Origin of the sequence: Halonotius pteroides (assembly GCF_003605635.1) — an archaeon.
Classification (GTDB): Archaea; Halobacteriota; Halobacteria; order Halobacteriales; family Haloferacaceae; genus Halonotius; species Halonotius pteroides.
This window is the reverse complement of sequence record NZ_QMDW01000042.1, coordinates 1-9,131: the sequence shown is the minus strand read 5'-3', so window position 1 is coordinate 9,131 and position 9,131 is coordinate 1. Positions and strand designations below refer to the sequence as shown.

General features: G+C 57.5%; 7 protein-coding genes and 2 pseudogenes. 2 read left to right on the top strand and 7 right to left on the bottom strand.

Annotation, left to right across the window (positions count from 1 at the left end; all coding sequences use genetic code 11):
* Window positions 1-421 (top strand): annotated as a pseudogene (locus DP106_RS16670) (hypothetical protein); the annotation flags it as partial.
* An 11-nt stretch (window positions 422-432) separates the two neighbouring features.
* On the opposite strand, the gene DP106_RS14655 reads toward DP106_RS16670, so the two are convergent.
* From DP106_RS14655 to DP106_RS14625, 7 genes are all read right to left on the bottom strand, one after another.
* Window positions 433-978: a DUF7529 family protein gene (locus tag DP106_RS14655; RefSeq protein WP_120086519.1), complete on the bottom strand. Its 546-nt coding sequence runs from the start codon at window positions 976-978 to the stop codon at window positions 433-435.
* 40 nt (window positions 979-1,018) lie between these two features.
* Complete coding sequence (locus tag DP106_RS14650; protein ID WP_120086517.1) at window positions 1,019-1,417, bottom strand: DUF7555 family protein; 399 nt, start codon at window positions 1,415-1,417, stop codon at window positions 1,019-1,021.
* On the bottom strand, window positions 1,401-2,735 hold the full coding sequence (locus DP106_RS14645) for an ABC transporter ATP-binding protein (protein WP_120086515.1): 1,335 nt from the start codon (window positions 2,733-2,735) through the stop codon (window positions 1,401-1,403). Before DP106_RS14645 ends, DP106_RS14650 begins: the two co-directional genes overlap by 17 nt.
* Window positions 2,732-3,811 carry an ABC transporter ATP-binding protein gene (locus DP106_RS14640; protein ID WP_120086514.1) on the bottom strand — a complete coding sequence of 360 codons (1,080 nt, stop codon included), beginning with the start codon at window positions 3,809-3,811 and terminating at the stop codon, window positions 2,732-2,734. The genes DP106_RS14645 and DP106_RS14640 overlap by 4 nt, the downstream gene beginning before the upstream one ends.
* On the bottom strand, window positions 3,811-5,361 hold the full coding sequence (locus DP106_RS14635) for an ABC transporter permease (RefSeq protein ID WP_205738960.1): 1,551 nt from the start codon (window positions 5,359-5,361) through the stop codon (window positions 3,811-3,813). Before DP106_RS14635 ends, DP106_RS14640 begins: the two co-directional genes overlap by 1 nt.
* Window position 5,362: 1 nt before the next feature.
* Entirely contained in the window at window positions 5,363-6,451 is a 1,089-nt protein-coding gene (locus DP106_RS14630) for an ABC transporter permease (RefSeq protein WP_120086512.1), read from the bottom strand.
* A gap of 263 nt (window positions 6,452-6,714) precedes the next feature.
* Window positions 6,715-8,574, bottom strand: a complete 1,860-nt coding sequence (locus tag DP106_RS14625) for an ABC transporter substrate-binding protein (protein ID WP_120086510.1) — start codon at window positions 8,572-8,574, stop codon at window positions 6,715-6,717.
* 223 nt (window positions 8,575-8,797) lie between these two features.
* Between DP106_RS14625 and DP106_RS15615 the strand changes: the two are divergent.
* Window positions 8,798-9,131 (top strand): annotated as a pseudogene (locus DP106_RS15615) (hypothetical protein); the annotation flags it as partial.

The following is a 9,131-nucleotide window of genomic DNA, read 5'->3' as shown; positions in this document are numbered from 1 at the left end:
TGTGATTCTTCCTCTACTCTCCGTGGCATCAGAAGTGTACTTCGCCTCGTATCAGAGTCCTTACCATGTCAGACCGAACTCTTGCTGCCGCCGCCATCAAGAGAGTGGACAACTAGCGACACTTGAAACACCTCCTGATCGACCGGTGGGGGTCTACGCTGACTGCCACCTCGATCCCCACTGCGATGAAGAAGAGAGGCCAGAGGCGGTATATTTCTCGAAAGCAAAACATGGTAATAGAACATTTCATGCCTATATGACGCTTCTATGCACAATTAGGGAACAAGCGGTATACGCTGGCAATGAGCCGCGACTCGCTAGCACCGAGAGAATTCACTCGTGTCAGCGAGCGATTCCAGATCCCCGGAATACCATCGTGGTGACCGGCGACAGCCGCGACTCCGCCGTCGACTTTTTTTAATCGAGACGCGGTCAGTACTCATAGGCGTGCACTGACTCAGGGTTCGGAAAGAACACATCGGGGTCATCGTGATCAATCGATCCGAGCTGCGTCCCGTCCACCTTTTTGAGATGCGTGTACATGTGCCCGCGATCGAGAGCGGTTCTGACTAGCGGCGCCGCGTGCATGAGTTGGAACGTGCCGGCGATGAACACGGCGATCTGCTCGTCATGGTTGAGGCACTCGGTAACAATAAATCGGATCCCATCCGAGTCGGCCTGATAGACTCCGATCTCGTTGAAGTCGCCCCGATCATACAGTGTCACAAACTCGTCTCCGATGTCACCGGGAATAACGTAGCTTAGTCCCCATTCTTCGGAGTCGCCCGTATTCGGTGTTTTCGGAGTCGTGTCCCCAGCGGTGACTGTAAGTGTCCCGTATCCGGCCTCCTCGCGGTCTGCTGCCATCGCGTTCATATCCGCGATCGTTTGTTGTAGGGCCGCTTGAGACTGACTCACCGTCTCCGCGCGTCGTCGAGCATCGTCCGCACCCGATCCGTTCGGCTCTATTCGAACCATGCTTTTCAACGAGTACAGAGTCAAAAAACGCTTGTGCGCTTCACACGCCGACACCGGCGACGACCTCAAGTGCCAACGACACCGCCAGCACGACCAGGCTTGTCGCGAGTAGCTTTAGGTTACGACTCACTCGCTCCTCGAACGGGATGGCCACCGCACAGAGCGGCGGCAGCCGCGCGAGCCGTTCCTCGATACCCCACGCCTGTTCGGTGTCGAGGGTGATGCGTTCGTGATCCCGGCGTTTGGCCTTCGGTTGGATAGCCAGTCCACCGAGACCGAACAACAAAAACCCGACGACGAACAGAGCGTACTTCAACGTAAGCAGCCCATCACCAAACAGGTAGGCGACCGCGGCGCAGCCCGCGATGACGCCGGCTGAGGCGGCACCGACCCAGACAGCGAACTCGCTGAATCGTGCGGAGTTACTCGTTGTCTGCACGGCGCGAGATCACGGGTTCGACGTCTTCGTATTCGTCGGTGTGGCGATGGCAGTAGCTCTGGCGACCCGACACGGAGACCTCGTGCATCTCCGGACGTTCGTGATCGCAGACGCTAGCGAACTCCGTATAAAGATGTTGTTGGGCCTCCATCGGTTCCCCACGTTTGACCATTTCGACTGCGGTCTCGATCTGTTGGTCAACCCGTTCCGGCACCTCAACACCGTCAAAGGTATCGGCCCTACTGTCCTCGATGTCGTCGAACCGGTCAAATCGATTGAACCGCCGTCTGACTCGGTCTCCCAGCGAGAGCGCGACACGGGCGCGTTCGCGGACGACTTCTCTGAACCGCTCGATTGCCTGCCAGAGATCCCTGTCGGCGTCGGCGTACGCCTCCGGTCTGATCTTCGCCGGGCAACGCGTTGAGAGGTTACAGCCCGCCGGCGCATCGCTCGGACTCGGGGGCGTTCCGGAGAGGGTTATCCGCTGAGACGCCGCCGACGGATCGGGTTCCGGAATAGCCGATAAAAGCGACTGCGTGTACGGATTCGAAGCGTTGCTGAACACCTCCTCGGTCTCTCCTTTTTCCATGATCTTCCCGAGGTACATCACGGCGACGCGGTCGGAGATATATCGAACCACAGAGAGGTCGTGTGCGATAAGCAGGTACGTGAGGTTGAAGTCCTCTTGGAGATCCTCAAGAAGCCTGATTATCTTCGCTTGAACGCTCACGTCGAGGGCGGAGACTGGTTCGTCGAGAACCAAGAAGTCCGGTTCAAGTGCCAGTGCTCTCGCGATCCCGATTCGCTGGCGCTGCCCGCCGGAGAACTGGTGCGGGTACCTGAAGTAGTGTTTATCAGGGAGGCCGACCGCCGACAACAGATCTAATACCCGCTCTCGCCTGTCGGTCATCGTCTTCCAACTGTGCGCGTCGAGCGGCTCCCGGATGATCTCGCCGACCGTCATCCGGTCGTTGAGGCTGGACTCTGGGTCTTGGAACACCATCTGGGCGTTCTTCCGCCACTCTTTGAGCTCTGTTCCTGAGAGCCCTGTGATGTCGGTACCGTCGTAGATGATCGATCCCTCGGTCGCAATTTCAAGCGCGAGGAGAGTCCGACCGAGAGTGCTCTTTCCGCACCCTGACTCGCCGACCAATCCGAGCGTCTCCCCGCGTTTGATCTCAAAACTGACGCCGTCGACCGCTTTCACCGGCGGGTCGGAAAACATTCCTTCGCCGCCGTAGTACTTTTTTAGACCCTCTACTTCTATCAGCGTCTCCGACTCCTCAGTCGGTGGTGACTGCTCAAGTGTGTTGCTCATGGTTGTTCCTCCGTTCGCTCACTCTCTTTCTCGATGTGTGTCTCGACGCGCGCCGTCTCACTCTGGTCGTCGGGGTACAGCAGACACGATGCCGTGTGTCCCTCACTGTCGCCGACCGAGACATGTTGCGGTGGCACCTTATCACAGGCACCGAACGATTTCGGACAGCGGGGCGCGAATCGACAGTGATCGGCCGGTTCGTTCGGCGTCGGGACCTGTCCCTCGATCGTCTCAAGCCCGTCGGCCCGGGAGTGTTCGCCGGGGATCGACCTGAGAAGCGCCTTCGTGTATGGGTGCTGCGGATTCGAGAACAGGTCTTCGACGGCCGCCTTCTCGACGATCTGTCCCGCGTACATCACGTTCACGCGATCCGCGATGTCCGCGATGACTCCCATGTCGTGCGTGATGAACAGTATCGACAGCCCGCGTTCTTCCTGCAATTCTTTTAATAGATCTAAAATCTGCGCCTGGATGGTCACGTCAAGCGCGGTCGTCGGCTCGTCGCAGATCAGGAAGTCCGGGTCACACGCGAGCATCATCGCGATGACGGCACGCTGCCGCATCCCGCCGGAGAACTGGTTCGGATATTCGTCCAATCGGCGCTTAGCGTCCGGAATCCCGACCGCTTGGAGCAGTCTCATCGCCTCTTCGACCGCCTCCTCACCGGTGATATCGCGGTTTATCTTGAGAGACTCACGAATCTGGTTTCCGACGGTGTAAACGGGATTAAGCGACTGTTGGGGATCCTGAAAGACCATCCCAATCCCGCTTCCGCGGACCGACTGGTACTGTTCTGCGGAGAGATCGGTAAGCTCTCGACCGGCAAAACTGATTGACGACTCCGGGAGCACCTTGCCGGGCGACTCGATCAACCCCATAATCGAGCGAGCAGTAACGCTTTTACCTGACCCGGACTCACCGACGATTCCCACCGTTTCGCCGCGGCCCACATCGAAGCTTATCGAGTCGACCGCTCTGACCGTCTCGTTATCCGTATAAAAGACCGTCTGAAGATCTCTCACGGAGAGAATCGGGTCCTCGCTGTCCGTCATCGTTGCACTCTGTGATCGAGTCATTACCCACCACCTCCTGCGGCCGCCTCTTCACCCTCTCCGGTCTCAGTCTCCGGATCGATGGCGTCGCGGATCCCGTCACCGAGGGCGTTCATCCCGGTCACGAGAAGCACGATCATCAACCCAGGAACCAGCGAGATGTGCCACGATACCGTCGAAACGTAGCTTTGGCCTGCTGATATGGCCCGCCCCCAGGCGGGTGTCGGGGGAGATATCCCCAACCCATTACCGAGGAACGACAACGCCGAGAGGCTGATAATGATCCCACCTACTGACATTGAGGCGTAGACCAGCAGGTAGCCGAGGATATAGGGGAGCATATGCTTGCGCATTATTTTCCGCGGTTGTTGGCCGTAGCTCTCCGCGGCGCGAACCCAATCTTCCTGTGCAACCTGTAACGCCGGGCCTCGAACCGCTCGCCACAGGAACGGCCACGTCGTGAACGCGAAAATAAGCGCTAATAAGAATCCCCCGTCGAGTATACTCCCAAGCCACGTATCCGCGAACACCGCACTCATAATGATCAATAACAGCAGCTGTGGAATAGAAACAACCCCGTCAGCAACAGTTAGAACGCCTAGATCAAGCGATCCGCTGTAGTATGCGGACAACATCGACAACGTCATCGCGACGACTGCGGCACCGGTGATCGCCATCCCCGAGACGATCATGGTGATTCTGGCTCCGCCCATCATAAATGTGAATAGGTCGCGACCGTTCGGCATTGTCCCGAACGGGTGGAAGCGACTGTAATCATCGTACGACATCAAGCCGATATTAGTCTCGACTGTGCCCTTAGACTTCGAGTTGAAGTTGGCGTCGCCGGCGAACGCGGTTTCCACCGTTCCATCGTCCGACAGGTACTGAATCCGGCTCTCATCCCCATATGTGTTCTCGATGTTCTGGCTGACCGTTGAGGGTGCCAGCGCGGATCCGAACGCCGCCATCGTCAGGAAGACGATCAGCACGATGATGCCGAACTGCCCCCAGCGGTGCCCACGGAGGTTGCTGACGATGTCATCGGTGGGCGTCCAGTCGGACTCACGATAGTGGTCACGATAGACGAGCCAGCCGCGGAACACCCAGTAGGCAGTGACGAGAGCATATAGCATTATTAATGAGAACCTGATAGCCCACGCGACTGCCGGCTGAAGTCCAAGGAAGGTACCCTGCCACGCACCATCGGGGGTCTGGTGTCCCTGATTCGGAATCACTTCGCGACTCAACAGCGTGGGAAACTCTCCGAGCATCCCGCCAACGCTGCGGAGCATCCCCGCCACACCGGCCTGAAAGTCAGCGACCACCTGTGCGAGTCCGGGCGAGGCGTAGTTCAATGTGAGTTCGACGGCGGCCACCACTCCGACGACCAACGCCTCAATCATGCCAACCGCGATCCCCGCCCACGTGGCGAACTCGACGGCGATCAGTGCGACCATCGGAACGGCCCACCGGAGGAACGGCTCCGGATTTTCGGTGATGCGGGCAGACAGCGACTGGTTATCACGGTGTGTCAGTTCCTCTCGAATCGACTCGGCGGTGTGACGGTCAGACATGTTATTCACTCTCTCCAAGATTAATTCGCGGATCGATGTACGTGTACAGGAGGTCTTGGCTGATATTGAACAGAATCTGAATCATGATAAAGATGAACACAAGCGCCATCACGAGCGGGATGTCGGGCCCCAACACCGCGTTGAAGAAGAGATTCCCGAGACCATTGATACCGAACACCGCTTCTACGAGGACGGATCCACCGATCAACAGGTAGAACTCACCCATGATGACAGGCAACAGCGGAATAACTGCGTTCCGTCCGACGTGTTTACCGATGATTCGGCGTGAAGAGAGCCCCTTCGCCTTGGCGGTTTCGACGTACTTCGAGTTGATGCTCTCGAGCACCGCGGTCCGCCCGATTCTGACCTCATTACCCATCGATGACGACCCAAGAACAAGCGCTGCGGGCAGTATCCACTTTGTGGCGACAAACCACGGTCCGGGATTGGGTACCGGGATGGACAGCAGTTCGAGATACGGGACACCTGTGAAGATATCGACATTGGTAAACAGGTTGTTTAGCGCGTCAGGGGTTCCGCTGACCTGCGTTTCGACGATCGCCGTGCGATAGAACCCAAGGGCACCACCGGCGGTGATCAGCCCTGAGATGATGACCGCGAGCCAGAAGTTAGGCATCGCGCGCCAGATGATCCCAAACCCCGAACTCGCGTAATCCCGAAACGTGTTCGCACGCAAGCCGGCATATAGCCCGAGTGGGATGCCGACCCCGAGTGCGATAACGACTGACCAAAACCCGAGCCAGAGCGTCGCTGGCATCCGGTCAATAATAAGTTCGGTGACGGGCGTCTCGCGCTGAATCGTCCACGATTCTCCGAAGTCGAGCATTAACAGGTCACCGACGACGCGGAAGTATTGCTCCCACAGAGGAACAGGGTTCCCGGCCGCGTCGATGTAATTCAGTTCTATCCGAAGCTGTCGGATGTCTGCGGCCGTCGCCTGCCGGCCGAGGATGCTCCCAACGGGGTCGATCGGGCCGAGGTAGAGGATCAAAAATGATAGCGTAATCCCAAATATCATCACGGGGATCGCAAGTCCGAATCGTTTGAGTATGTATATACCTCTGTTCATGCTTTGATCACTGGATCGGACATTGGCCTCCCGTCGAGGGGTTGGCTCTGCAGGGATCGATTTGTATGTATTTTCCTGTTCGAAGGTGAATCGGTCGATACGTGTAGTTCCCCGATGCCGATCCCAGCTGTAGGTTGTTCGGTGAGCTTGTGAGGCACAAACGTACTGAAGTGGTGCTGATGACCATGTTTAATCATATCGGTTAATTGGCTGACAGGGTGGGTAGTTGGCCAGTCCAATGGCAACAAATGACGCCGGGCCGGTTATTCTTCCTGCCAGTGGTCGACGTACTCCTCACCGCCGCCAGGGAATACCTGTGGGGGTGTGAGGTGGTACGCTGACTCGCCGCGGCCTTTGAATACGCTCTCAACGAAGTCATCGCGCGCCATCGCGTATGCCATCGCCTGCCGAACGGGCTTAGGGACGCTCTCCATGTTGAACCCGATATAGTATGTATCGATTGTTGGTGTCCGCGACATGTTGAGCGTCTCGTCGTTTTCGAGAGGGCCGTACGTCCCGGTCTGCTGGGCACCGTCTCGGCTCGTCAGGCCGATCTGTGTGGGATCAAACTGTGAGGTCGGGATCGCACTGATGTCGGCGTTCTGATTGAGCAGTCGGTTATAGATCGCGTTCGGCTCGCTGAGAATTGTTTCTTGGATGTTCTCGACGGCTGGCACATCGCCGTGGTAGTCGCCGAACGCAGAGGCGCGGAATTCCCCGCCAACACCCGACTCCCACTCCTCGAAGACGAACGGCCCACAACCAACCGGGTTCGTCGAGAACTCCTCGAAGCTCATCTCGCCGTCGTACCCCTCGATGTCACCTACGATACCTTCGGGGACAACCGAGAACGCCGAGTAGCTGAGCACCTCAAGCGCGTAGCCGAACGGCTCGCGGAGTGTGATGCTGAAGCTGTAGTCGCCGGTCGCTTCGACCGCGAGGGAGCCGGGCACAACGTTTCCGCTGTCGTCCTCCTCGCGCTCGATATTCAACACGCTGAGGGGGAAGTACGTATTCGTTGAGTTTGAGGACTCAACCAGACGCCGGATCGAGTACACTACGTCATCCGCCGTCAGTTCACCGTAGTCCCCGTGGAACCGTACGCCCTCCTTGAGTGTGAACTCGTACCTGGTGAGATCGTCGTTCGTGGTGTAATCCTCGATCAAGAGCGGCTCAACTTCGACCGTTGCATTGAGGTAGTTGAACAGCGCGTCAAACATGTCAATAATCTTAGCACCGCTCGCCGTGTTCCCCGACGCGATCGGGTCAAGCGTATTGAATGTCGCGGACGTGCCGTTCAACGTGTTGCCGTTTTCAATCCCTTGGACGGACGTGCTGGTCTTCGCCCGAGACACTCCCATCCCGCCCGGCGGGTCGTAGTCGACCCGATCGTACCAGAACCTGTCTTCGACGCTGTGATACACCGGGAGCAGTGCTGCGGACTCCCACAAAAGTTTCTCCAGCCGAAGCGTCGCCTCTCCGCGTGCGGTATCGGCCGCGTCAGTGTTACCCGGATTCCCCGAGATCTCCTCAAACGCTTCCGACATTGCGGTGCGGACTTGGGGGTCGGTGTAGGAGTCTTCGCTCCAGAACAGCCGCGCCCCGTTGGGCGTGACCCCGTCGGCGTCGTAGACAGTATTGTCCGGATCAACCAGCTGTGTGAAGTTTCTGATCCCCGGATAGTCCGCGACCCAGCCGAGCGTGAACGCGTCCATTTCGCCTTTCTCAGTCCGCTCAAGAAGGGCACCGAAGTCGGCCTTGCTGATACTCATGTCGATATAGACCGACTCAAGACGGGCGCGGAGCGTGTTCCCGATCTCTTCCCACGCCGATGAGTTGTATTGGAGCCAGTCGAGGCTGAACCGGTTGTCGGGCCCATATCCGGCCTCTTCCATCGCCTTTCGGGCGTCTTGGAGTCGGTTTTCGTTGGCTCCATATGGGTACGAATCCGGCAGCGTTAGCTCGCCGTCGGCCTCGTCGGTGCCGTCGGACTCATCGGAGTTGTCGCTACCATCGGAACCGTCGCCGCTGTTTCCTGAACAGCCTGCGATGCTAGCGGTAAGTGCCGACGCCCCCGTTGCTTGAAGAAAGCGTCGCCGCCTGAGTTCGTCCTGTTCAGACATATTTTTCTTCCAACGATCGCATTAATTAATACTTTTCATGACAATGGTTGTAAATCGCTTGACATCTAAACCTGTTGATCCACTGTCTTCGGTCGTCTCCTCGCCGGTTCCTGTCTAATTTTCGTCAATTCACTGGGCGATCTCCGCTTGGAAGGTTTGATGTCAGATTGAGTAGAGATAGTGATCATCGTATATATGAGACAGGCTGCTGTTGATCCTGCTGATGCTAAGTTTCACACGGGTGCCGCCGAAATACCGTCGAGTACTCTGTGCATTCAACCAGGCATTTCGCTACGATCCCAATTTTGTCTCGTTCGCTCACATGGCCTGCGCGCTCATTGTGGCTGATGGATGGACTGTCTCTGATCTCTCTGAACGCCTTTCTCGTCGTGACGAGAGAGAGCGACGCACCTACAGTCGATTCTTCTCGAAGGCAAAATGGTCGCAAACAGCAGTAGCAACTGCACTCTTGACGTTCATCTACAACCGGGTCGATATTGACAACGATCAGCGGCTCAAACTGCATATCGACGATACCTTCACACAGAAGTTCGCCG